Origin of the sequence: Saccharothrix longispora (genome assembly GCF_030852425.1) — a bacterium.
Taxonomy (GTDB): Bacteria; Actinomycetota; Actinomycetes; order Mycobacteriales; family Pseudonocardiaceae; genus Actinosynnema; species Actinosynnema longispora.
Window position 1 is genome coordinate 907,269 of sequence record NZ_NSDM01000001.1, and the last position, 23,427, is coordinate 930,695.

General features: G+C 71.6%; 25 protein-coding genes. 13 read left to right on the forward strand and 12 right to left on the reverse strand.

The window, feature by feature from the left end:
• The first annotated feature begins 20 nt into the window (after positions 1–20).
• Positions 21–1,112, forward strand: a complete 1,092-nt coding sequence (locus CKY47_RS04620) for an ABC transporter ATP-binding protein (protein WP_306744548.1) — start codon at positions 21–23, stop codon at positions 1,110–1,112.
• 255 nt (positions 1,113–1,367) lie between these two features.
• On the opposite strand, the gene CKY47_RS04625 is transcribed toward CKY47_RS04620, so the two are convergent.
• Positions 1,368–1,931, reverse strand: a complete 564-nt coding sequence (locus CKY47_RS04625; protein WP_306744326.1) for a TIGR03086 family metal-binding protein — start codon at positions 1,929–1,931, stop codon at positions 1,368–1,370.
• An 88-nt stretch (positions 1,932–2,019) separates the two neighbouring features.
• On the opposite strand from CKY47_RS04625, the gene CKY47_RS04630 reads away from it, so the two are divergent.
• Positions 2,020–2,646, forward strand: coding sequence for a TetR/AcrR family transcriptional regulator (locus CKY47_RS04630; protein WP_306744327.1), 627 nt, complete (start codon positions 2,020–2,022; stop codon positions 2,644–2,646).
• Here the strand turns inward: CKY47_RS04630 and leuA are convergent.
• Positions 2,627–4,417, reverse strand: coding sequence for a 2-isopropylmalate synthase (gene leuA / locus CKY47_RS04635; RefSeq protein ID WP_306744328.1), 1,791 nt, complete (start codon positions 4,415–4,417; stop codon positions 2,627–2,629). The genes CKY47_RS04630 and leuA overlap by 20 nt on opposite strands.
• Before the next feature lie 302 nt (positions 4,418–4,719).
• Between leuA and CKY47_RS04640 the strand changes: the two genes are divergently transcribed.
• Entirely contained in the window at positions 4,720–4,947 is a 228-nt protein-coding gene (locus CKY47_RS04640; protein WP_306744329.1) for a hypothetical protein, read from the forward strand.
• A 111-nt stretch (positions 4,948–5,058) separates the two neighbouring features.
• Here the strand turns inward: CKY47_RS04640 and CKY47_RS04645 are convergent, their stop codons facing one another.
• A complete protein-coding gene (locus CKY47_RS04645) occupies positions 5,059–5,628 on the reverse strand; it encodes a nitroreductase family protein (protein WP_306744330.1) in 570 nt (189 codons plus the stop codon).
• Entirely contained in the window at positions 5,628–6,851 is a 1,224-nt protein-coding gene (locus tag CKY47_RS04650) for a glycosyltransferase family protein (RefSeq protein WP_371320609.1), read from the reverse strand. Before CKY47_RS04650 ends, CKY47_RS04645 begins: the two co-directional genes overlap by 1 nt.
• A 77-nt stretch (positions 6,852–6,928) precedes the next feature.
• On the opposite strand from CKY47_RS04650, the gene CKY47_RS04655 reads away from it, so the two are divergent.
• Genes CKY47_RS04655 through CKY47_RS04665 form a run of 3 tightly spaced genes read left to right on the forward strand, consistent with a single transcriptional unit; the run spans position 6,929 to position 10,689 of the window.
• Positions 6,929–8,194, forward strand: coding sequence for an aspartate kinase (locus CKY47_RS04655; RefSeq protein WP_306744332.1), 1,266 nt, complete (start codon positions 6,929–6,931; stop codon positions 8,192–8,194).
• Complete coding sequence (locus CKY47_RS04660; protein ID WP_306744333.1) at positions 8,191–9,255, forward strand: aspartate-semialdehyde dehydrogenase; 1,065 nt, start codon at positions 8,191–8,193, stop codon at positions 9,253–9,255. The genes CKY47_RS04655 and CKY47_RS04660 overlap by 4 nt, the downstream gene beginning before the upstream one ends.
• 9 nt (positions 9,256–9,264) lie before the next feature.
• Positions 9,265–10,689 carry a gluconokinase gene (locus CKY47_RS04665; RefSeq protein WP_306744334.1) on the forward strand — a complete coding sequence of 475 codons (1,425 nt, stop codon included), beginning with the start codon at positions 9,265–9,267 and terminating at the stop codon, positions 10,687–10,689.
• Here the strand turns inward: CKY47_RS04665 and CKY47_RS04670 are convergent.
• On the reverse strand, positions 10,665–11,849 hold the full coding sequence (locus CKY47_RS04670) for an MFS transporter (RefSeq protein WP_306744335.1): 1,185 nt from the start codon (positions 11,847–11,849) through the stop codon (positions 10,665–10,667). The genes CKY47_RS04665 and CKY47_RS04670 overlap by 25 nt on opposite strands.
• A gap of 85 nt (positions 11,850–11,934) precedes the next feature.
• Here CKY47_RS04670 and CKY47_RS04675 point away from each other — a divergent pair, with 85 nt between their 5' ends.
• Entirely contained in the window at positions 11,935–12,372 is a 438-nt protein-coding gene (locus tag CKY47_RS04675) for a Fur family transcriptional regulator (RefSeq protein WP_306744336.1), read from the forward strand.
• Positions 12,373–12,401: 29 nt separating this feature from the next.
• On the forward strand, positions 12,402–13,850 hold the full coding sequence (locus CKY47_RS04680) for a catalase (protein ID WP_306744337.1): 1,449 nt from the start codon (positions 12,402–12,404) through the stop codon (positions 13,848–13,850).
• 114 nt (positions 13,851–13,964) lie between these two features.
• Here CKY47_RS04680 and CKY47_RS04685 read toward each other — a convergent pair whose 3' ends face one another.
• On the reverse strand, positions 13,965–15,032 hold the full coding sequence (locus CKY47_RS04685; RefSeq protein WP_306744338.1) for an alpha/beta hydrolase: 1,068 nt from the start codon (positions 15,030–15,032) through the stop codon (positions 13,965–13,967).
• 78 nt (positions 15,033–15,110) lie between these two features.
• Between CKY47_RS04685 and CKY47_RS04690 the strand changes: the two genes are divergently transcribed.
• The 3 genes from CKY47_RS04690 (at position 15,111) to CKY47_RS04700 (ending at position 16,695) form a co-directional block, all read left to right on the forward strand.
• Positions 15,111–15,671: an NADPH-dependent FMN reductase gene (locus tag CKY47_RS04690; RefSeq protein ID WP_306744339.1), complete on the forward strand. Its 561-nt coding sequence runs from the start codon at positions 15,111–15,113 to the stop codon at positions 15,669–15,671.
• Positions 15,672–15,779: 108 nt separating this feature from the next.
• Entirely contained in the window at positions 15,780–16,202 is a 423-nt protein-coding gene (locus CKY47_RS04695; protein WP_306744340.1) for an organic hydroperoxide resistance protein, read from the forward strand.
• 16 nt (positions 16,203–16,218) lie between these two features.
• On the forward strand, positions 16,219–16,695 hold the full coding sequence (locus tag CKY47_RS04700; protein ID WP_306744341.1) for a Dps family protein: 477 nt from the start codon (positions 16,219–16,221) through the stop codon (positions 16,693–16,695).
• A gap of 147 nt (positions 16,696–16,842) precedes the next feature.
• On the opposite strand, the gene CKY47_RS04705 is transcribed toward CKY47_RS04700, so the two are convergent.
• From CKY47_RS04705 to CKY47_RS04720, 4 genes are all read right to left on the reverse strand, one after another.
• Entirely contained in the window at positions 16,843–17,640 is a 798-nt protein-coding gene (locus CKY47_RS04705; RefSeq protein ID WP_306744342.1) for an RNA polymerase sigma factor, read from the reverse strand.
• A 936-nt stretch (positions 17,641–18,576) separates the two neighbouring features.
• Positions 18,577–20,385 (reverse strand): S9 family peptidase, encoded by a 1,809-nt coding sequence (locus CKY47_RS04710; RefSeq protein ID WP_306744343.1) that lies wholly within the window; start codon positions 20,383–20,385, stop codon positions 18,577–18,579.
• Positions 20,382–21,188: a class I SAM-dependent methyltransferase gene (locus tag CKY47_RS04715; RefSeq protein ID WP_306744344.1), complete on the reverse strand. Its 807-nt coding sequence runs from the start codon at positions 21,186–21,188 to the stop codon at positions 20,382–20,384. Before CKY47_RS04715 ends, CKY47_RS04710 begins: the two co-directional genes overlap by 4 nt.
• Before the next feature lie 111 nt (positions 21,189–21,299).
• Complete coding sequence (locus CKY47_RS04720) at positions 21,300–21,527, reverse strand: hypothetical protein (RefSeq protein ID WP_306744345.1); 228 nt, start codon at positions 21,525–21,527, stop codon at positions 21,300–21,302.
• A gap of 270 nt (positions 21,528–21,797) precedes the next feature.
• Here CKY47_RS04720 and CKY47_RS04725 point away from each other — a divergent pair, with 270 nt between their 5' ends.
• Positions 21,798–21,998 (forward strand): hypothetical protein, encoded by a 201-nt coding sequence (locus tag CKY47_RS04725; protein ID WP_306744346.1) that lies wholly within the window; start codon positions 21,798–21,800, stop codon positions 21,996–21,998.
• On the opposite strand, the gene CKY47_RS04730 is transcribed toward CKY47_RS04725, so the two are convergent.
• Together CKY47_RS04730 and CKY47_RS04735 are read right to left on the reverse strand one after the other, a co-directional pair.
• Positions 21,995–22,159 (reverse strand): hypothetical protein, encoded by a 165-nt coding sequence (locus CKY47_RS04730; RefSeq protein ID WP_306744347.1) that lies wholly within the window; start codon positions 22,157–22,159, stop codon positions 21,995–21,997. The two genes, CKY47_RS04725 and CKY47_RS04730, sit on opposite strands and share 4 nt — an antisense overlap.
• The gene (locus CKY47_RS04735) at positions 22,138–22,365 is read right to left on the reverse strand and encodes a nucleoside/nucleotide kinase family protein (protein WP_306744348.1); all 228 of its coding nucleotides are present in this window, start codon (positions 22,363–22,365) and stop codon (positions 22,138–22,140) included. The genes CKY47_RS04730 and CKY47_RS04735 overlap by 22 nt, the downstream gene beginning before the upstream one ends.
• Positions 22,366–22,967: 602 nt before the next feature.
• Between CKY47_RS04735 and CKY47_RS04740 the strand changes: the two genes are divergently transcribed.
• On the forward strand, positions 22,968–23,324 hold the full coding sequence (locus tag CKY47_RS04740) for a MerR family transcriptional regulator (protein ID WP_306744349.1): 357 nt from the start codon (positions 22,968–22,970) through the stop codon (positions 23,322–23,324).
• Positions 23,325–23,427: the final 103 nt, after the last annotated feature.

The window sequence follows — 23,427 nt, forward strand, 5'->3', positions numbered from 1 at the left end:
ACCCGGCGGGCGACGTCCTGATGTCCGTCGAGGGCGTCAAGGTGCACTTCCCGATCAAGCGGGGCGTCGTGCTCGACCGCACCGTCGGCCACGTGTACGCGGTCGACGGCGTGGACCTCGAGGTGCGGCGCGGCGAGACGTACGGCCTGGTCGGCGAGTCCGGTTGCGGCAAGTCGACGCTGGGCCGCGCGGTGCTGCGGCTGACCGAGCCCACGGCGGGCCGGGTCGTCTTCGACGGCACGGACCTGTCCGGCCTCAAGGGCGAGGAGCTGCGGCGGATGCGCCGCCGGATGCAGATGGTGTTCCAGGACCCCATGTCGTCCCTGGACCCGCGGCAGTCGGTGGAGTCGATCCTGGTGGAGGGCCTGCGGGCGCACGACCTGGACAAGGGCAAGGAGACGACCGGCAAGCGCCTGCGCGAGCTGCTGTCGTCCGTCGGCCTGCCGTCCACGTCGCTGCGCAAGTACCCGCACGAGTTCTCCGGCGGCCAGCGGCAGCGCATCGGCATCGCCCGCGCGCTGACCGTGGAGCCCGACCTGATCATCGCCGACGAACCGGTGTCGGCGCTGGACGTGTCGGTGCAGGCGCAGGTCGTGAACCTGCTGGAGGAGCTCCAGGACCAGCTGGGCCTCACCTACCTGGTGATCGCCCACGACCTGGCCGTGGTGCGGCACATCTCCGACCGGGTGGGCGTGATGTACCTGGGCGGCCTGGTGGAGGAGGCGACCTCGGACGACCTCTACACCGAGCCGCTGCACCCGTACACCAAGGCCCTGCTGTCGGCGATCCCCGTGCCGGACCCGGTGCTGGAGGACCGCCGCGAGCGCATCCTGCTGACCGGCGACCTGCCGTCGCCGGCGAACCCGCCCACCGGCTGCCGGTTCCACACCCGGTGCCCGTGGAAGCAGGCGACGAAGTGCGACACCGAGCGGCCCGCCCTGCGCGAGGTCCTGCCCGGCCACAAGGTGGCGTGCCACTGGGCCGAGGACATCCGCGCGGGCAGGATCCGGCCGCACGAGGTCGAAGCGGTGCTGGTGGAGGAGGACGACGGCATCTCGCCGGACATCCCCCTGGTCGGCCCGGCCTCGGTGACCGAGGCGCTCAACCCCTGAGCGCACCGAGGGGCGCCCCGCCGAGGGGCGCCCCTCGCGTTCGCGGTTCCGGTGCGTGTCGTCAGGCCGGCGTCAGCACGGGCTGCGTACGAGTGCACCACCGCATGCCGGCCAACCAGTACCGCACGACCTTGTGGCCGGACTTCCTCCGAGGCTCTGCCCACATCCCCGGCTCTGATCAACGGAGCGCGCTGGACGGTCGTGTCCGCCGTCTGCACGATCTCCGCAACCTGTGGAAGCGCCCCGACCACCCCCTCACGCCGGCCAGCGCGGTGAGCGGCCGAGCAGGCCCACCAGCCGGTCGGTGATCGGCGCGTCCGCCGGCACGTCGACCGGCATCGCGAACGCGCCCCCCGGTCCTCGAACGTCCGGCGTCGTCGGATAGTGCCGCGCCATGCGGAACGCGGCCGCGGCCGGTTCCGCGTCCAGCGTCGAGTCGAGGCCCAGCGCCCGGCTCAGGTCCCAGGCGTGCACCAGGTTGTCCACGAAGTGCGCGGCCACCAGGTCCTTGCCCCTGCGCGGGCCGTAGCCGGGGAACTCGGCGGTGCGGTCGAGGAACCCCGGTGCCCGGAACGCCTCGGCGACGGCGTCGGACGCGACCCGGTACGCGGTGAGCGGGTCGTCGTCCGCGGGCTCCTCCGGGGTCGTGCCGCGCGCGCTCGCCGCGAACTCCAGCGCCACGGCCACCTGGTGCCGCAGCAGTTCGTGGACGGTCCAGCCGGCGCACGGCGTGGCCAGGTCCAGGTGGGCTTCGGACAGGTCCGCCCACAGCTTCTCGTTGAGGTCGATCGACGACCTGTGCAGGTCCAGGAGATCCATTCGGGTCCACCCCTCTAATTGTACGAACGATCGTACAATTAGTTTGGCGGTGGTCAAGGGGTCCGTGGTCAGGGGTTAGCGTGGAGGGGTGAAGGTCGACGGACGGGTGGAGCGCGGCGAGCGGACGCGACGGCTGATCCTGCGGCGGGCCGCGGACATCGCCTCGGTCGAGGGCCTGGAGGGCCTGTCGATCGGCCGGCTGGCGACCGAGCTGGAGGTCAGCAAGAGCGGCGTGTTCGCGCACTTCGGCTCCAAGGAGGAGCTGCAACTGGCGACCGTGCGCGCTGCGGCGGCGATCTTCGTGCGCCGGGTCGTGGAGCCGGCCCTCGCCGTGCCGCCCGGGCTCGACCGCCTGACGCGCCTGCTGGACGGCTGGCTGGCGTACTCGGAGGAGCGCACGTTCCCCGGCGGGTGCTTCTTCTACGCCGTGCAGGCCGAGTTCGACGCCCGGCACGGCCGGGTGCGCGACGTCGTCGCCGAGTACGGGGTCCGGTGGCACGACCTGGTGCGCGCCACGATCGCCGAGGTGCCCGGCCTGGAGGAGGAGGCGGACCAGGTGGCGTTCGAGCTGGTCGCGTTCCTGGAGCTGGCCAACGCCCGCTCCGTGCTGCACGACGACCCGCACGCCTACCGACGTGCCCGCGCCGCCGCCCGCGCCCGCCTGGACCGGGCGGGCGCGGGCGACGGCGGTCCGGTCAGCGGTGGGCGCGGTTGATCGCGGACACCAGGGCGCGCAGCGCGGCGGACACCGTGGAGCTGTCGATGCCCACGCCCCACAGCACGCGGTCGCTCACGGCGCACTCCAGGTAGGCCGCGGCGCGGGCGTCGTCGCCCGAGGACAGCGCGTGCTCGAAGTAGTCCAGGACGCGGATGTCGTAGCCGACGCCGGCCAGCGCGTCGACGAACGCGGCGATCGGGCCGTTGCCGGTGCCGGTGATCTCCTGCGCCTCGCCGTCCACGACGACCACCGCGACGATCTTCTCGTGGCCGCTGCCGTCGCCGGACACCTTCTGCCGCACCAGCCTCAGCGGCGCGGTCGGGTCCAGGTACTCCGTGGAGAACGAGTCCCACATGTCCTTCGGGCCGATCTCGCCGCCGTGGGTGTCGGCGACCTCCTGGATGACCCGGGAGAACTCGACCTGCAACCGGCGCGGCAGGTCCAGGTGGTGCTCCGTCTTCATCAGGTACGCCACGCCGCCCTTGCCGGACTGCGAGTTGACCCGGATGACGGCCTCGTAGTTGCGACCCACGTCCTTCGGGTCGATCGGCAGGTACGGGACCTCCCACGGGAACTCGTCCACGTGCTGCCCGGCCGCCTTGGCCGCGTCCTCCAGGGCCTCGAAGCCCTTCTTGATCGCGTCCTGGTGCGAGCCGGAGAACGCGGTGAAGACCAGGTCGCCGCCGTACGGGTGCCGCTCGGCGACGGGCAGCTGGTTGCAGTACTCGACCGTGCGCCGGATCTCGTCGATGTCGGAGAAGTCGATCTGCGGGTCGACGCCCTGGCTGAACATGTTCATGCCCAGCGTCACCAGGCAGACGTTGCCGGTGCGCTCGCCGTTGCCGAACAGGCAGCCCTCGATGCGGTCGGCGCCCGCCAGGTAGCCCAGCTCGGCCGCCGCGACGCCGGTGCCCCGGTCGTTGTGCGGGTGCAGCGACAGGATGATCGAGTCGCGTCGGGCCAGGTTGCGCGACATCCACTCGATCGAGTCGGCGTAGACGTTCGGCGTGGCCATCTCGACGGTCGCCGGCAGGTTGATGATCAGCGGCTTGTCGGGGGTGGGCGCGATGATCCCGGACACCGCGTCGCACACCTCCAGCGCGTAGGACAGCTCCGTGCCGGTGTAGGACTCGGGCGAGTACTCGTAGCGGAACTCGGTCTCCGGGTATTCGCCTTCCAGCGTCAGCGCGTACCGCGCCGCGTCCGTGGCGATCTTCTTGATGCCCTCGCGGTCCGACCTGAACACGACGCGGCGCTGGAGCACGGACGTCGAGTTGTAGAAGTGGACGATCGCCTTGTGCGCGCCGCGCAGCGACTCGAACGTGCGGGTGATCAGCTCTTCACGGCACTGGGTCAGCACCTGGATGGTGACGTCCGGCGGGATCGCGCCGTCCTCGATGATCTCGCGGACGAAGTCGAAGTCGGTCTGCGAGGCGGCCGGGAAGCCGACCTCGATCTCCTTGTAGCCCATCCGCACGAGCAGGTCGAACATCTTGCGCTTGCGCGCGGGGGACATCGGGTCGATCAGCGCCTGGTTGCCGTCGCGCAGGTCGACCGCGCACCACAGCGGGGCCTTCTCGACGCGCTTGTCCGGCCACGTGCGGTCGGGTACCTCGACGACCTCGACGACCTCGTGGAACGGGCGGTAGCGGTGCACTGGCATCGACGTGCCGCGCTGCGGGTTCCAGGCGGGCTGGCCGGTGACGGGGCGGGCCGGCGGGCGGATGCGGCTGGTGCCGGTGGTGTACGCGTCCGGGGTCGTGCTCATGATCGGGTCTCTCCTGCTGGCCGGTGGTGGGAGACGACCGGCGGCAACGCTCGATCCCGCGACGGGGGGCCGGTCTGATCAGACCCCGTCACGGCGGCGAAGCAGGAGGGCGCGTGCCATGGCGCCTAGGTTAACCGGATTCCGCGTCGTGGTGGAACCGCGCGCCCAGATGGTGGAACTTCACCCGAAGGAGTTTCACTCGAACGCGGGTTGGGCATCTCCATTCCATGTCCAGATGGCGAACCTCAACGACGCGCAGCGGCTCGTACACCGCCGCGCGAGTGATCCGCGGTATCGGCGCCGTGTTTGCGCTCATCGAGGTCATCTACATCCTGATGCTGCTCATCGGGGTGAACACGGCGAACGCGTTCTTCCGCTTCATCCAGCAGCTCGCCGAGCCGTTGGCGCTCTTCTTCCCGGGCCTCTTCCAGACGGGGAACGTCAAGCTCGACGTGCTCCTCAACTACGGTCTCGCGGCGGTCTTCTGGCTCGTCGTGGCAGGCCTGCTCGCCCGCCTCGTCGCCCGCTAGGGCACGCGGCCCGCGCGAGCAGCCCCGGACCCCGCCACCCCTCCCCCCTGGTGGCGGGGTCCGGCGCGTCGACCGGACGTCCAACCACACCCCGAGAGTCCAACGCCCGGGTCAGGTGGGGAAGGCGGGGGTGCCCCAGTGGGTGGTGAAGGCCGTTTCGGACAGTGGTCTGCGGGTGCGCTCGCGGCGTTCGCGGGCGGCCAGGTCGTCCGGCAGGTCGTCGGCCGAGCCGAGCACGCCCACCGCGACCACCACGACCGGCCGCACGTCCTGCGGCACCCCGAAGGACGCGCGCACCGCCTCCGGTGAGAACCCGCCCACCTGGTGCGCGACCAGCCCCAGCTCCACGGCCTGGAGCACGAGGTTCTGCACGGCCAGGCCCAGGCCGAACTCGGTGTTCGGCACCGGGCCCCGGTCGTCCACCGTGGCCACCGCCCCCACGAGCAGCACGGACGCGCGCCCCGCCCACGACTGGTTGCCCGGTCGCAGCGAGGCGAAAATTCGCTCGAACGTGTCGTCGCCGCGGTACCCGACCAGGAACCGTGCGGGCTGGGTGTTGCCGTGCGAGGCCGCCCAGCGGGCCGCCTCCAGGAGCACGCGCACCACCGGCGGCTCCACGACCGCCGCCGGGTCGAAGGCCCGCGGGCTCCAGCGCTCTGAGATCAACCGGTTGACGTCCATCAGATCGCATACTGCCAAGCGGTGATCGCGTACGCGCCGAACCACGCGCTGAACACGGCCAGGCCGACCAGCACCGCGGCCACCGTGGACGTGCGCCGGCGCGCCAGGGCCAGCGCGACCGGCACCAGCAGCGTGAACGCGGGCAGCAGCAGCCGCGCCTTGGAGTTCATCAGCCCGTTGGACCCGAGGTCCATCACCAGCACGCCGAGGCCGTAGACCGACAGCGGCCACTCCGGCCCCCGCCGGAAGCCCAGCACGACCAGGGCCAGCGCCACCACCAGCAGCCACACCGTCGCCAGCTCCAGCACCGACCGCGGCTCGCCCAGGATGAGCAGCGCGAACTTCCAGGTCGCGGCCCCGCCGTCGAAGCGCGAGTCCCAGCCGGCCTGCTGCACGGCGAACCAGCCGTCCCAGCGGCCCGTGCGCACCGCCACGTACCCGAGGTAGCCGAGCAGCCCGAGCGGCGCGAGCACCCCGCCCGCCCACGGCCGCCAGCCGTCCCGCCGTCGCCAGATCGCCACGGCCGCCGCCGCGCACACCGCGAGCACCAGCGCCGCCGCCGTCGGCCGCACCAGCCCCGCGCCCGCGCAGCACAGCCCGGCGAGCAGCCACCGCCCCTCCACGACGCCCACCAGCGACCACACGGCCAGCGCGCAGAACGTCGCCTCCGAGTACGTCATGGAGAGCACCACGGCCATCGGCGACGCCGCGAACAGCACCACGAGCACCAGCCCGGCCCGCCGCGACCCGCCGAGCACCCGGCTGCCCAGCCGCGCCAGCCCGTAGGCGCAGACCACGCCGCTGACGAGGCTCACCGCGAACGCCGCGCCCACCGGGGCCACGCCCGGCAGCCCGGCCACCCACCGCACCAGCGCCGGGTAGCCGGGGAAGAACGCCAGCGGCGTCTCCGGCGAACGCCGCCCGAACGCGTCCACCAGCCACGGCGGCACGTCGGCGTAACCGCCTTCGGCGATCCCCAGGAACCACTGGCCGTCCCACGAGGTGAGAACCTTCGCGACGTCCTTGTCCCAGCGGGCGGCCATCAACTGGAGCGCCACCAACCCCAGCTCCCTGACCAGCAGGAACAGCACCGCGGGGGCGAGTGCCGCGGTCACCCGGTGTCTGGCCGCGCGAGCCAGCCGGTCCCGCGCCGACGGCGCGTCCTCGGGCTCCACGCGAACAGCCTCCAGGGTTGGCACGGCCCCGAGGGTAGTGGGCGCCACGGTGACCGCTTCCCACTCCTCGGGCCAGGTAGTCTCCCCGTTGAGCTGGGCTTGAAGCACCTGGAGGGAGTGGGTCTGTGGCGCTCGTCGTCCAGAAGTACGGCGGTTCCTCGGTCGGGAGCGCCGAGCGGATCAAACGCGTGGCCGAGCGCATCGTCGCGACCCGCAAGGCGGGCAACGACGTCGTCGTCGCGGTCTCCGCGATGGGCGACACGACCGACGAGCTGCTCGACCTCGCGCGCCAGGTGTCGCCGGTGCCGCCCGCCCGCGAGATGGACATGCTGCTCACGTCCGGTGAGCGCATCTCCATGTCGCTGCTGGCGATGGCGATCAGCTCGCTGGGCGCCGAGGCGCGCTCCTACACCGGCTCGCAGGCCGGCGTGATCACGACCTCCGTGCACGGCAAGGCGCGCATCATCGACGTGACGCCGAGCCGCATCCAGGACGCGCTCGCCGAGGGGGCCATCGCGATCGTCGCGGGCTTCCAGGGCGTGTCCCAGGGCAGCAACGAGATCACCACGCTCGGCCGCGGCGGCACCGACACCACCGCGGTGGCGCTGGCCGCCGCGCTGAAGGCCGACGTCTGCGAGATCTACACCGACGTGGACGGCGTGTTCAGCGCCGACCCGCGCATCGTGCCGAACGCCAAGCGGCTGGAGACCATCACCTACGAGGAGATGCTCGAGATGGCGGCGAGCGGGGCCAAGGTGCTCATGCTCCGCTGCGTCGAGTACGCCCGCCGCTACAACGTCCCGGTGCACGTCCGATCTTCGTTCAGCAACAAGCCCGGGACCATCGTGTCCGGGTCAGTGGAGGACCTTCCCGTGGAACAGGCGATGATCACCGGCGTCGCGCACGACCGGTCCGAGGCCAAGGTCACCGTGACCGCGGTGCCCGACCTGCCCGGCATGGCGGCGCGCATCTTCCGCGTCGTGGCCGAGGCGGAACTCGACATCGACATGGTCGTGCAGAACGTGTCGCAGGCCGTGTCCGGCCGCACCGACGTGACGTTCACCCTGCCGAAGGACGACGGCCCGCGCGCGGTGGCGGCGCTGGAGAAGTCGCGCGAGGAGATCGGCTTCGACCAGGTGCTCTACGACGAGCACGTGGGCAAGGTCTCGCTGGTCGGCGCGGGCATGCGCTCGCACCCCGGCGTGACCGCGCAGTTCTGCGAGGCCCTGGCGTCCGCCGGGGTCAACATCGAGATCATCTCCACCTCGGAGATCCGGATCTCGGTCATCTGCCGCGACACCCAGCTCGACGACGCCGTGCGCGCGCTGCACGACGCGTTCGACCTGGGTGGCGACGAGGAGGCCGTGGTGTACGCGGGGAGCGGTCGATGAGCGGGCCCGTGCTCGCCCTGGTGGGGGCGACCGGTGCCGTCGGCACCGTCATGATCGACATCATCAACCGGCGCGAGTCCGTGCCGTGGGGTGAGATCCGGCTGGTCGCGTCGGCCCGGTCGGCCGGCAAGAAGATCACCGTGCGGGGCGACGAGCTGACCGTGGTCGAGCTGACGCCCGAGGCGTTCGACGGCGTGGACGTCGCGATGTTCGACGTGCCGGACGAGGTCTCGGCCGAGTGGGCGCCGGTCGCGGCGGCCCGCGGCGCGGTCGCGGTGGACAACTCGGGCGCGTTCCGGATGGACCCCGAGGTGCCGCTGGTGGTGCCCGAGGTCAACGCCGACGCGACCGCGACGAGGCCCAAGGGCATCATCGCGAACCCGAACTGCACGACGCTGTCGATGATGGCGGCGCTCGGCGCGCTGCACCGCGAGTTCGGGTTGCGCGAGCTGGTCGTGGCGTCCTACCAGGCCGCCTCGGGCGGCGGGCAGGCCGCGATCGACCGCCTGTACGGCGAGGTCCAGGCGTTGGCGGGCAAGCAGGTCGGCCTCCGCGCGGGTGACGTGCGGGAGGTGCTGGAGGCCGCGGGCCTGCCGGTGTCGGACTCGCCGTTCCCGGCGCCGCTGGCGCTGAACGTGGTGCCGTGGGCGGGTTCCCTCAAGGACGACGGGTGGACCAGCGAGGAGCTGAAGGTCCGCAACGAGTCGCGCAAGATCCTCGGCATCCCGGACCTGAAGGTGTCGGCGACCTGCGTGCGCGTGCCGGTCGTGACGACGCACTCGCTGGCCGTGCACGCGACGTTCGAGCGCGAGGTGACCGTCGGCGAGGCGCACGAGATCTTCGAGGCGCAGCCGACGATCGTGCTCGTGGACGACCCGGCCGAGAAGCGGTTCCCGACCCCCGCGGACGTCGTGGGCGAGGACCCGACCTACGTGGGCCGGGTGCGGCAGGCGCTGGACTTCCCGAACACGCTGGACTTCTTCGTGTGCGGCGACAACCTGCGCAAGGGCGCGGCCCTGAACACCTACGAGATCGCCGAGGAACTCGTCGGCCGCCTGTAGGTTCGCCTCATGGCGGACGTAGTGCTGGCGATCGACCTCGGTACGACGGCGACCAAGGTCATCGCGGTGGACCGGAACGCGGGCGTGGTCGCATCGGTGGAGCACGACTACCCGATGCGCACCACGCCCTCCGGTGAGGCGACCCACGACCCGGACGAGGTCCTGACGGCCGCGCTCACCGGGTTGCGCGAGATCGCGACCGGCGGGCACGCGGTGCGCGCCATCTCGCTGACCGGGGCCATGCACACGCTGCTCGGCCTGGACGCCTCCGGCCGCCCGGTGACGCCGTCGCTGTCGTGGGCGGACAACCGGGCCGTGGCGCAGACCGCCGAGCTGCGCGGCACCGGGCGCGGCACCGCCCTGCACCGCGCCACCGGCACCCCGATCCACACCATGTCGCCGCTGGTGAAGCTCGCCTGGTTCGCCGAGAACGGCATCACGGCGGACCGCTGGTGCGGTCTGAAGGACTACGTCGCGCTCAAGCTCACCGGCGAGCTCGTCACCGAGCACTCGTCGGGGTCGGCGACCGGCCTGATGGACCTGGGGACCCGGTCCTGGCACGCCGACGCGCTGGCGTTCGCGCGGGTGACCGCCGAGCAGCTGCCCGGCCTGCACGCCCCGACCGACTCGTTCCCGCTGACCTTCGCCGTGCCCGGCGTGGCCCCCGGCACGCCGGTGGTGCTGGGCGGCGGCGACGGTCCGATGGCCAACCTGGGCGTGGGCGCCGTCGTGCCGGGCGTGGCGGCGGTGTCCCTGGGCACGAGCGGCGCGCTGCGCGTGGTCCGCTCCTCGCCCGCGGTGGACGAGCGGGGGCGGGTGTTCTGCTACGCGATCGCCGACGACCTGTGGGTGCTGGGCGGCGCGGTGAGCAACGGCGGTGTGGTCGCCCAGTGGGCCGAGGACACGTTCCAGGCGGACCTGCTCGACCTGCTGGACGAGGCGTCCGCCGTCCCGCCGGGTGCGAACGGCGTCACCGCCCTGCCCTACCTGCTCGGCGAGCGCGCGCCCTGGTGGGACCCGGACGCGACCTCGGCCCTGGTCGGCCTGCGCCGCGAGCACGGCCGGGCCGAGATCACCCGCGCCCTGGTCGAGGGTGTGGCGCAGCAGCTGGCCCTGGTCCTCGACGCGGTGCGCTCGGTGGCGGACGTGCACGCGGTCCGGGTGACCGGCGGCGCGTTCCGCAGCGACCTGTGGGCGACCGTGCTGGCGTCCGCGCTGGGCCTGGAGCTGGAGCTGGCGGACGACAGCGAGGGCTCGGGCGTGGGCGCGGCCCTGGTGGCGTGGCGGGCGCTCGGCGAGTTCCCGGACCTCACCGTCGCCGCGGAGCTGGTCAAGCCCGTGAAGACGATCAGCCCGGACCCCGCGGCGGTCCGCCACTACGCCGCGGCCCGTCCCGGGATCGAACGCCTCTACCGGGCGCTGGCCGAGCTGTAGCGCGGGCCGCCGACCCGGCGGTCCAGCAGCACGGTGAGCAGCGCGATCGCCACCGCGCCCAGCCCGGCCGTCGCGAAGCCCCAGGCCGGCGAGCTGTGGTCGATCACGAAACCGGTGAACGGCTGGCCGAGCGCCACGCCCAGCGTGAACGCCGAACCCTGGAGCCCCATCGCCTCGCCGCGCGCGGACGCGGGGGCGTGGGTCGTGATCGCCTCCCCGGTCGCGGTGATGGTGGGGGCGCACAGGAAGTTCGTCGGCACCAGGGCCGACGCCAGCCACCACGGCGAGGCGTCGAACAGGCCGATCGGGATGGCCAGCACGCCCATGCCGCCCATCAGCGCCCACAGCGGCGGCACGCGGCGGAGGCCGCCGTAGAGGAAGCCGCCGACCAGCGACGCCACGCACATCACGACGACCATCGCGCCCGTCCAGCCGGTCAGGTCGAGCGCGCGCATCGACGCCACCAGCGACACCTCGACGCCGGACAGCACGAACGTCGCACCGCCCGCGCTGATCAGCACGCCCACCATGCGCCCGTCGAGCCACTGCCGGCGCGGCACCCGGCCGGAGTCGTCGTCCTCGCGCCGCACGGGCGGGTCGACCAGCCACAGCACGACGCCGACGAGCACCATCGCCGTGCCGATCGTCCACATCGCGGTGCGGCTGCCGCCCTGCGTGACGAGGGCGACGCCGAGCGCCGGACCCGCCATGAACGAGACCTCGACGGCCATCGAGTCCATCGCCAGCGCGGTGCGCCGGGAGGAGTCGGGGACGAGCGCGGTGAGGATCTGCCGGCCCATCGACATCACCGGCATGGTGGTGAGGCCGGCGAGGAAGCACGTGATGAGCAGCACGTGGAACGGCAGCAGGGGCGCGACGAACCAGAAGACGCCCTCGGTGACCATCGACAGGGCGAGCATGGCGCGCAGCCCGCGCCGGTCGACCAGCCGCCCCATCAGCGGCGCGCCGATCGCGATGCCGAGGGTCGACAGGGCCCCGACCAGGCCCGCCTCGCCGTAACCGCGCTCCAGGCCGAGCAGGACGTGCATCGTGATCGTCATGCCCGCCGCCGTCGCGGGTATCCGGGCGAGGAGCATCAGCAGCATGAAGCCGGGCACGCGCGGAGCCCGCAGGACGGCGAGGTAGTTAGCAACGTTCACGAGTTCATCTTCACCTGTCCCCGCAAGAGCTTTAACCACTCGTTTTCTTGACTCGTTCCAGAAAAGCTGGTGTAGTGGAGGAGCAATGACCCCAGGACCACGCGAGTTGCTCAAGGACGCCGGGTTGCGCATCACCGCACCCCGGGTCGCGGTGCTCGAATGGCTGGTCGAACACCCCCACGCCACGGCCGACCAGGTCGCGGAGGCCGTGCGGACGAGGTTGGGCGCCGTGTCCACGCAGGCCGTCTACGACGTGCTCAACACGTGCTCGCGGACCGGGCTGCTGCGCCGGATCGAGCCCGCCGGGCACCCGGCGCGCTACGAGACGCGGATCGGCGACAACCACCACCACCTCGTGTGCCGGGGGTGCGGCCGGACCGAGGACGTCGACTGCGTCCACGGCGCCGCGCCCTGCCTGGAGCCGTCGACCACCGCCGGCTTCGCCGTGGACGAGGCGGAAGTCCTGTTCTGGGGCTTCTGCCCCGATTGCCGAGGCACCCCTGCCCGCCAGGGGGCCCGCTGACCGTCACACTGACAGAAGGAGTTGGAAGCGTGACCGAATCGCGTCACACCACCAACAACGCGGGCATCCCGGTCGCGAGCGACGACCACTCGCTGACGCTCGGCGCGAACGGGCCGATCCTGCTCCAGGACCACTACCTGATCGAGAAGAACGCCCAGTTCAACCGCGAGCGGGTGCCGGAGCGGGTCGTGCACGCCAAGGGCGGCGGCGCGTTCGGCCACTTCGAGACGACCGAGGACGTCAGCCGCTACACGAAGGCCGCGCTGTTCCAGCCGGGCGTGAGGACCGACACGCTGCTGCGCTTCTCCACCGTCGCCGGCGAGCTGGGCTCCCCGGACACCTGGCGCGACCCGCGCGGCTTCGCGCTGAAGTTCTACACGACGCAGGGCGTCTACGACCTGGTCGGCAACAACACGCCGGTGTTCTTCCTGCGCGACCCGATCAAGTTCCCCGACTTCATCCGCTCGCAGAAGCGCCGCGCCGACACCGGCCGCCGCGACCACGACATGCAGTGGGACTTCTGGACCCTCCAGCCGCAGACCGCGCACCAGGTGACCTGGCTGATGGGCGACCGGGGCATCCCGAGGACGTGGCGGCACCAGAACGGCTACGGCTCGCACACCTACCTGTGGGAGAACGCGGCCGGCGAGCGGTTCTGGGTGAAGTACCACTTCAAGACCGACCAGGGCATCGAGACGCTGACCTCCGAGGAGGCCGCGCGGATCGCCGGTGAGGACGCCGACGCGCACCGCGCCGACCTGTGGCACTCCATCGAGCGCGGCGAGTTCCCGTCGTGGACGCTGCACGTGCAGGTCATGCCGTACGAGGACGCCGAGGGCTACCGCTTCAACCCGTTCGACCTGACCAAGGTGTGGCCGCACGGCGACTACCCGCTGATCAAGGTCGGCACGCTGGTCCTGGACCGCAACCCGCAGGACTACTTCGCCGAGATCGAGCAGGCCGCGTTCGCGCCGACGAACCTGGTGCCGGGCATCGGCACGTCGCCGGACAAGATGCTGATCGGCCGGATCTTCTCCTACCCGGACGCCCAGCGGTACCGCATCGGCGCGAACTACGCGCAGCTGCCGGTGAACCGGCCGACGTCACCGGTGAACTCGTACTCCAAGGACGGCGCGATGGCGTACCGCAACGCCACCGACCCGGTGTACGCGCCCAACTCGCACGGCGGCCCGCACGCCGACGCCGCGACCGCCGGCGAGACGGCGTCGGCCTACGGCGTCGAGGACGAGGTCGTGCGCTCCGCGTACCGGCTGCACGCGGAGGACGACGACTTCGGCCAGGCGGGCACCCTGGTCCGCGAGGTGTTCGACGACGCGCAGCGCGAGCGCCTCGTGCGGACCGTCGTGGCGCACGCGGGCAACGGCGTGTCGGAGCCGGTGCTGGAGCGGGTGTTCGAGTACTGGCGCAACATCGACAAGGAGACCGGCGACAAGATCGCCGCCGCCTTCGGCAGGTGAGCGCGCCGACACCCGAATACGTGGTCGCGCGAGCCGCGTGACCAGGGAGGAGCCGCCCGGATCAGCGCCGGGCGGCCCCTCGTCCCACCTCCGCCGCCGGCCGGGACCGGGGCCTCAGGCGGTCTCGGGCACGTCCTGCCGGGCGTCGGCCGGCGCCAACCCGGTGCGCAGCGCGCCGACCGCCTCGGCCACCGCCTCCCGGAACACGCCCCCGACGCCGAGGATGTTCGCGTACCCGTGGAACAGGCCGGGGTGGCGGCGCAGCACCACCGGCACGCCCTGGCGCGCCAGCTTCTCGGCGAACGCCTCGCCCTCGTCGCGCAGCGGGTCGAACCCGGCCGTGGCCAGGTAGGTCGGCGGCAGCCCGCTCAGGTCCTCGGCCAGCAGCACGGACAGCCTCGGGTCGCTGTGCGCCTCGCGGGACGGCGCGTAGTGGTCGAGGAACCAGTCCATCTTCTCGTCGGTCAGGAAGAAGCCGTCGCCGAACAGCTCCCGCGACCGCCGCCGCACCGACGCGTCCACCGCGGGGTAGAACAGCAGCAGGAACACCGGCTTCACCGCGCCCGCGTGCAGGGCGGTCACCGCGGCCAGGTTGCCGCCCGCGCTGTCGCCGCCCAGGGCGATCCGGTCGCGGTCGGCCTTCAGCTCGTCCGCGTGCGCCACCGCCCACTCGAACGCGGCCTGCGCGTCGTCCGCGGCCGCCGGGAACGGGTGCTCGGGCGCCAGCCGGTAGTCGGCCGACAGCACCCGCACCCCCGCCTCGACCGCGAGGAACCGGCACAGGTTGTCGTGGCTGTCCAGGTCGCCGGAGACCCACCCGCCACCGTGGTAGAAGACCAGCAGCGGCGACCCGGCCGCCAGCGAGGTCGGCTCGTAGAAGCGGCCCGGGACGCCGTCCAGGTCGAGCGGGCGCACCGCCACGCCGCCGATGACCGGTCCGCACACCAGTCGGGTGCTGCGGGCCAGCGCGGCGCGGTTCGCGGCCGGCGTGCTCGTCCGCCAGTCCTCGCCGCCGATCCGCTGGAGCTTGAGCAGCAGTTGGGCCTCGGGGTGCAGCTCCTGCCCGTCGAGGGTGACGGGGCGCCCGGCGATCAGCCTGCGCAGCGGCGCGGGCAGGCCGAACGCGAAGCGCAGCGCGCCGGCGAGGACACGGGGTGGTAGCGACTCCGCGAGCTTCGACATGCGACGCACGTTACTCGCGGGTAAGCACCGAAGCGAGTAGTGGACCTCCAGCTAGGTCGAGGTGGCAGGATCGGGGGCATGACGGTCACCGTGGTGGGCATCGGCGGGTCGCTCCGCTCCAATTCGCAGTCCGAGCGCGCCATGCGCATCGCGCTGGCCGGCGCCGCGGACGCCGGCGCCAAGGTCGTCGAGGTCGCCGGCCCCGACCTGGTGCTGCCGTTCTACGACCCGTCCGTCCCCGGCCGGCCGGACAACGCCCGCCGCCTCGTGGAGGCGCTGCGCGTGGCCGACGGCGTGGTGCTCGTCTCGCCCGGCTACCACGGCACCGTCTCCGGCCTCATCAAGAACGCCCTGGACTACGTCGAGGACCTGCGCGGGGACGAGCGCCCCTACCTCGACGGGCGGGCGGTGGGCTGCGTGGCCGCGGCCCAGGGCTGGCAGGCGTCCGTGACGACGCTCACCGCCCTGCGGTCGATCGTGCACGCCCTGCGCGGCTGGCCCACCCCGCTCGGCGCCGCCCTGAACTCCCGCGAGGTCGACTTCGACCTCGAAGGCGGCTGCTCCGTGCCCGCGGTGGCGGACCAGCTCCGCACGATCGGGCGACAGGTGGTGGAGTTCGCGGTGTCGAAGGCGGGTTAGCGGGTACCTCTCCCAGGGGCGTGAGCTGCCGCACCACCGGGTGTGGTCCGGCCCCGGCCGGGTGTTGGAACGATCGACGACACCACCGGCTCGAGGGAGAACGTGACGATGAAGGTGCTGTACACGGCGAGGGCCACCGCGGCGGGGGACGGGCGCAACGGCGAGGTCCGGTCCTCCGACGGCGTCATCGACGAGCAGCTCGCCACGCCCACCGAGCTGGGCGGTCCCGGCGGGGACAAGACCAACCCGGAGCAGCTGTTCGCCGCCGGGTACGCGGCGTGCTTCCACAGCGCGATCAAGGTCGCCGCCCGCCAGGCCAAGGTGACGACCGGTGAGACCACCGTCGACGCCGAGGTCGGCATCGGCCCGGACGACGCGGGCGGCTTCCGGCTGGCCGTGGAGCTGGTCGCGCACATCCCCGGTGTGGAGCAGGCCGTCGCCGACCGGCTGGTCGCCGCCGCGGACCGGATCTGCCCCTACTCCAACGCGACGCGCGGCAACATCGAGGTGGCCGTCACCGCCACCGTGTGAAGGAGGAGCCAGCCACATGAGCAAGAGCCCGATCACCAGCACGCTGTCCGACGCCGACAAGGCCGCGGTGGGGACGGTCCTCCAGGCCACCCTGGTCGACCTGATCGACCTGTCCCTCGTGGCCAAGCAGGCGCACTGGAACGTGGTCGGCAAGAACTTCCGCAGCGTGCACCTCCAGCTCGACGAGCTGGTCACGACCGCGCGGACCTACACCGACGAGGTCGCCGAGCGCGCCGCCGCGCTGGGCATCTCACCCAACGGCAAGGCCAGGACGGTGGCCGAGGGGTCGGGTGTGCCGGAGTTCCCGGACAGCTGGCTCAAGGAGGCCGACGTCGTCGAGGCCGTCGTGACGATGCTCACCAAGCTCATCGAGCGGTTGCGCTCGCGCATCGACGAGGTCGACAAGCCCGACCTGGTCACCCAGGACCTGCTCATCGAGATCACCCGCAACCTGGAGCAGGCCCACTGGATGTGGCAGGCGCAGCAGGCCTGATCCGGGCGTAGCGCAGCATGCTCGACGGGGCCGTCGGTGCTTCCGACGGCCCCGGAATGTCGGAGGAGCGGTCGCTGGTTCGTCCTGACCGCATCAACGGTCCAACGGTGGTTTCGGAGCCGGTGCCCAGGCGGCAGGGGGCACCGATCATCCCGCTGTGCACGGCACAGCAGGAGATCGACCTTTCGTTGTCGTGCCGCCCAACCACCGGCGAATTTCGCTGCGAGCACGCCTGAGCCGACCTTCGACCGCCCGCGGCGTAAGCCCGAGTCGTTCGCCGATTTCCTCGTGTGAGACTTCGTGAGCGCTTAAGTATAAAATTTCAGCCGCTCGTCCGCTCAGTTTTTTTAATGCCCACTCGATCCGGACGTTCTCCACGACGAGATCTTCAGGCGAGCGCGTTTCAATCAAGTTGTCCAGCATCTCCTCGATCGTGGACGGTTCGGACGGCAGCACCGCTCGCTCGGTCCGGCGGTGCATGCGCTCGTGGCGGCGGAAGACATTCGGAAAGCTCAGGACGCACGCGCCGATGAAGTAGGTGTTGAGCAAGGTGCCCTGAGCGGAGTCCCAATGACCCGAAGCGATGCGTTCGCGGAATAATCGAATGGCGTCAACGACCGTGTCGGCGGCCATGTCCTCGACCGCCTCGGTGTCGATCGCCCATGAATGCTCTAAGGGACGTCCTCGGTGGGCGGACTCTGCGAACATCCTCCCCGAGTGGATCCAGGCTTTGACGACGGGGAGTCCGTACGCGGCCAGCGTCTCGACCAGTCGGTCCCAGAGGCTCCCCTGGACGCCGTCTGCGCGAAGAGCCTCCACCAGTCGGGCGTCGGCTTCCAGTCGGTGGTCGCGAGGATGTTCAGCGTCGCGCCGCCCGCGCTCGCCAGTTGCCGCCGACTCGGCGAGATCCGCCGACGTCAGCGGGTGATCAAGGGTGTCGGTCACTGGGGCTCCACAGCGTTAGACCCCTGACCAGGTGCGACGTACAATCTCAAAGTCTTGTGTGGGGCAGTCGGACTCCGCTGACCTATAACAAGACGTGTTGAGTTGGACGAACTGCTGGATCCCGGTCAGAGGTGGGTCTTCCTCCTCTGGGTGTGGTGTTCGGCCAAGGGGCCCGGAACGGCGGGCGGTGGGCGGCAACCCACCTACCCGCTCGTCCCGGGCAGCACTGCCTCCTCTCAACGCGGCAGGAAGATCAGTGGTCGCTTCCCCAGTACTTCGCGGTCAGGTAGGCGATCACTGTTCGGAGGGTCCAGGAGGCGATCAACTTGGCGATTTTTCGCCAGTTGATCGTCTTCCTGGTTCCTCGGGCGTCGGGGGTGCCATCCGTCGGCTCGGTCGACGGAGCTGTGTTCTCGGGGATCGCCCGAGCTTCGGCGTCGGCTGACGGCTCCTCGGGAGGACCCGCGTTCCCTTCGGACCTGGGACTGTTCATCTCACCTCCCCCCAGGTCGGGGCTACCCCACGGTCGGGGTTCGACAGCCGGTGGTCGAACCCGGCGATCGCGGAGTGAGCAGATGGAGTTGTGTCACCCCAACGTGGTCACTGAGGCGAGTGGTATTAGATCACAGCTTGAATCGCCTGCCTCAGGGCCCTGGAGTCGGCCGGTCTTGTCGAACACGGTCACATGGTCTATTTGTACGAATCAGTCTCGTATCTATCGGTTGGTTCAGCGTTCAATAACAATCAGGGGGATCGGGCCGCAGTAGTGCGGTATTCCGGCCCAATTGGACTACCTCGTGGATGCTGATGGTGTCTTCCGTCCGGGGCAGACGATTTCAGTAGCGGCTCGAACGATCCGGCTTAACGCCGGTAGGCCTGCAAAGGGCGAGGGCCGCCGGAGTCGCCCGGCGGCCCTCGCCCTCCTTCAAGACCCGGTCAGAGCACCCGCTGGACGAACGCGACCTCCGCCGCGGTCTGCCGGATGGTCTCCGCGACGACCAGCGAGCCGTGCCCGGCGTCGTACCGGTACACCTCGTAGTCCGCGCCCCGCCCGGCCAGCCGGTCCAGGTAGTTGTCGATCTGCCGGATCGGGCAGCGCGGGTCGTTCTCGCCCGCCAGCACCAGCACGGGCGCGCGCACCGCGTCCACGTAGGTCAGCGGCGAGCACTCGCGGTACCGCTCGGGCAGCTCCTCGGGCGACCCGCCGAACAGTGCCCGGTCGAACGCCCGCAGCGGCTCCATCTCGTCCTCGTAGGCGGCGAGGTAGTCGGCCACCGGCACGCCCGCGACCCCGGCCGCCCACCGCTCAGGCTGCGTGCCCAGCGCGAGCAGGGTCAGGTAGCCGCCCCACGACGCGCCGTTGACCACGCACTTCGCCGGGTCGGCGAACCCGCTGGACACGGCCCAGTCGTGCACCGCGGCCACGTCCTCCAGCTCGGTCAGCCCCGGCCTGCCCTCGATCGCGTCGCGCCACTTCGAGCCGTACCCGGTCGACCCGCGGTAGTTCACGTGCACCACGGCGTACCCGGCGTCCAGCCACACCGCGCGGTAGGCGGAGAACCGGTCCTCGTCGGCCGAGTGCGGGCCGCCGTGCAGGTGGAACACGGTCGGCAGCGGACCGTCCGGCGCGCCCTCGGGCCGCGCGACCAGGGCGTGCACGTCGCCGACGAACACGTCGGTCAGGTCGACCGAGGCGGGCGCCTCGTGACCGGGGGGCGTGAGCAGCACGCGCTCGTCGCCGTCCGCGGCCAGCACCCGCACCACGCCCGGCCGGGCGGCCGAGGACCACGAGTACTCCACCGAGCCGTCGGGCCGCACGTGCGCGCCGCCGACCGTGCCGTGCGGGGTGTCCAGCGCGGTCAGCGCGCCGGTCGCCAGGTCGTAGCGGTGCAGCGTGTTGCGCGCCCGGAAGGTGTGCGCCACCAGCAGCGCGGAGGCGTCCGGGTACCAGTCGGCGCTGATCTCGCCCGGCAGGTCGACGACGACCTCGGTCTCGGTGCCCGCGGCGACGTCCCAGATCAGCAGCTCGTCCTTGCCGCGCCGCTCGTGGCCGACCAGGAGCCGGTTGTCGCCGCGCACCGGGCTGAACGCGATGGCGTCCAGGCCCTTGCCGGGACCGTCCCACTTCTCGGTGATCTTCTCACCCGTCGGCGTGATCACGCGGAGCGCGGCGTGCCGGTTGTCGCCGTGCTCGGAGTGCGCGATCACGAGCAGCGTCTCGTCCTTGGACAGCGCGGTCACGCCGCCGTCGTTCTCGTGCGCGTAGACGACCTCGGCGGGCGCGCCGCCGCGCGAGACGTACACGGTGGTGCCGTCGTCGGTGGACGTGCCGATCGCGACCACCTCGTGCCCGATCTCCAGCCCGGCGGGGTAGCCCGCCGGCACGCCCTCCACGGCGGGCCGGGCCTCACCGCCGGGTTCGAACGGCTCGCTCACCCACGTGCCGAACTCGTCGCCGTCGGTGTCGTCGAACCACCAGATCGCCTCGCCGTCGGGGGTGAGCGCGCCGTGCGAGGTGCCGTTGGGCCGGTCGGTGACCTTGCGGTGGGAGTCGGTGGCGCGGTCCCAGGCGTAGAGCTCCCACACGCCGCTGGAGTTCGACAGGTACAGGTTGCGGTCCGGCGCGTCGTCCGCCCAGCCGGGCAGGCTCACGCGCGGCGCCGTGAAGCGGGCGCGCCAGCGGGCCTCGGCGTCCGGGTCGGGGAACAGGGGGTCGGGCACGTCGGCGGTCGGGTGCGTCGTCACACCCCCGATCCTGCCGGCTTCCGCGCGGTGACCAGGTAGTAGTCGACGAGGCCGCGCCGCGCGGCCCGGTGGTACGCGCGGTCCCAGTGGTCGGGGCGCGGGCCGAGTTCGAGCCAGCGGTCCAGGCCGCGCCACACGTGCTCGCCGATGCTGACCGCGGCCACGTCGGCGAACCCCGCCGCGCGCAGGTGCCCGAGCACGTCGTCCACCGGGTGGGCCAGGTCGAGGCCCGTGGCGAACGACTCGACCGCCGCGACCAGCTCCGGCGCGGCGGCGGCGCTGGTGGCGAAGAACGTGGTCAGCGCGAACCGGCCACCACCGGCCAGCACCCGAGCGCCTTCCCGGGCGAACCCCGCGACGTCCTCGAAGTGCTGGGCGGCCTCCACCGACAGCAGCGCGTCGAACGAGCCGTCGTCGAACGGCATGTCGTGGGCCGCGCCCAGGGCGAACGCCGCGCGCGGGTCGTCGTTGGCCGCGGTGGCGCGGGCGACCTGCTCGGGCACCAGGTCCAGGCCGCGGACCAGCGCGGGGTCGTGCCGCAGCGCCCGCCGGGTGCCCACGCCGTGTCCGCAGCCGACTTCGACGACCCGGTCGCCCGGTCGGAGCGCGAGCGCGTCGAGCACGACGTCGTAGAGGGCCTCCTGGGTGGCGACGCGCTGCTCGACGGTGATCGGGCCGCTCAGGTCGACGTCGCGCCAGTAGCCGAAGTTGATGAACCCGCCGGCGAAGACGGGCAGCGCGGCCAGGTCCCGGGTGCCGTACATGTGCTGCCGCCGCGCCGTGCGCTCCTCGATGTCCGCCACACCGCGATGATGCCGGTTCCGGGCCTCTCCGCACCCCCTACCGGCCCGTCCTCGCCCCGCACCTCGACGCAGCGTGATGCGGGCGCCGGTGGCGGTGGTGGCGCAGGGTGATCAGCGGTGGTCGAGTTCCTCGTCGAGGATGCGGTCGACCGCGTCCGACGCGCGGGTCAGCGCGTGGGCGGCGAGGCCGACGAGCGCGGCCACGACGCCCGCGACCGCGCCCCGGGCGGGGGTGGTCAGGAACGCGGCGGAACCGGCTAAGCCGAGCGCGACCAGCGACCACGTGACGAGCACGAGCCGGCTGTCGGGGTCCGGGCGGGCGGTGGAGGTGAGGCTCATGGTGCTGCTCCCTGCTGGCGGTGCCCTCGGCGCTGAGCTGTGAAGCCTGTGGTGCGGTTGCGTTGACTCGTCGTCGCGTCGATCTTGACCGTTGTTACGCACCGTAAGTTGAATCTGCAACCTCCACCCGATCGGACTAACAGAACGTGACGTTCGTTCGGATATTTAGCCCTGGGGCAATTTGGCAACAGCGGGGAGTGACGCGTAACGCTCACGTTCGTCCGAACGAATCACCGGTCAAGACGAATGCGGCACAGGGAGGTCAGACCGATGATCGACAACACGGTTCGGCAGGGCGGTCGTGTCGGGTGCGTGGACGCCCTCGGTCGCCGGCGCACCCTGGAGGTCACCCTGACCGAAGAGGGCAACGTCTGCATCCACACCCCGCCCGGCGAGTCGGCCAAGCTCGACTGGAACCAGGTGGGCGAACTGCTCCGCCGCCTGGCCGAACTCCGCCCGCACGTCCGCTAGCCCACATCCCCGCAGCTCGCGGCGGTGGCCCGGGCGAGCGCCCGGGCCACCGTCTCCGCCGCCGTCCACGTCGTCGTGTCGACCACCGTCATCGTGCGCGGTGGCATGACTTCCGCGGTCCTCGGCAGCCGGTCGGTCGTCACGTGCTTCGCCACGTCCACCCGCCGCCCACCTCGCCCGCGATGTCCGGCAGGGAGCGCCGGAACGCCGGGTAGTCCGCCCGCCCGCCGCTCACCGCCGCCGCGCCCGCGGCCATCACGTCGCCGTCCAGGGCCAGGGAGCCCGGGTCCCGCGCCAGGGTGCGGCGCACCGTCGACTTCCCGGCCGCCGCGGCGCCCGTGACCACCGGTGTTGGCGTCCTGCTCACTCGATCGAGGAAATCTGTGGTGGCGGGGGTAGACATTCCATGATCCCTGTGTGTAGTATCTTCCATGTCGACAGGGAGAAGATCTCATCGGCACGGGAGATGACGAACTGCCCGTGAGCTGGGAAGCAGTACCGGTCTCCGGACCGGGGCGAGCAGTCGAAGGGTGCCCCGGACGTCGACGGCCGGAGTTCGACGAGAAGTTGGCAAGCAGTACGACCGCAAGATCAGCAGTTGGCACGTTGCAAGACCAGTAGGACCAGCAAGATCGGCAGTTGCAAGACCGGTAAGACGGCAAGTTGCAGGATCAGCAAGCAGCAAGACGGCAAGGCACGGATCAAGGAAGCAAGTAACCAGAGGAGAAGGGAAGGGTCACACACCATCGGATCGCCTGCCTCGGGCTACACCAGTCGGGCGGGTACCGCACTCCAGACAGATTGGAAGGTGGTCTCCGGTTACGCAAAAGCGATCCTCGCGCTCATCGTCGTCAGTGAGGCGTGCAGCGCGGATGTGACAAGCCGACTTCACAGTCGGATGATGGAAGTGAACCCATAACCCTGGGCCCCGGTGCTACGGCACCGGGGCCCTCGTGGCGCGGAGGTGCAATGCCGGCAGAGACAAACGAGCCGCAGACCGCGGCGGACAGGTTCGACGACGACCACTACCCCGCCTACACCATGGGCAGGGCCGCGGAGATGCTCGGCACCACACCGGGCTTCCTCCGCAGCCTCGACGAGGTGAAGCTGATCGAGCCCCAGCGCTCGCAGGGCGGGCACCGGCGCTACTCCCGCCACCAGCTCAAGTTGGCGGCGAGGGTCCGGGAACTCGTCGACCGGGGCACCGGCCTGGAGGCCGCGTGCCGCATCGTCACCCTGGAAGACCAGCTCCAAGAGGCCCAGGACCTGAACAAGCGGCTCGCGCCGCCACCGGAGCAGGACTACCCGCCGCTGCGCGGCGTGTGACGCGGAGAGAACCGGGGACGTCGACCACGGCACACGGGGAACCCCCGACGCGGGTCACACCGACCGCGACGCACCGCCGTCGACGTCCCGGATTCCCGCCCGC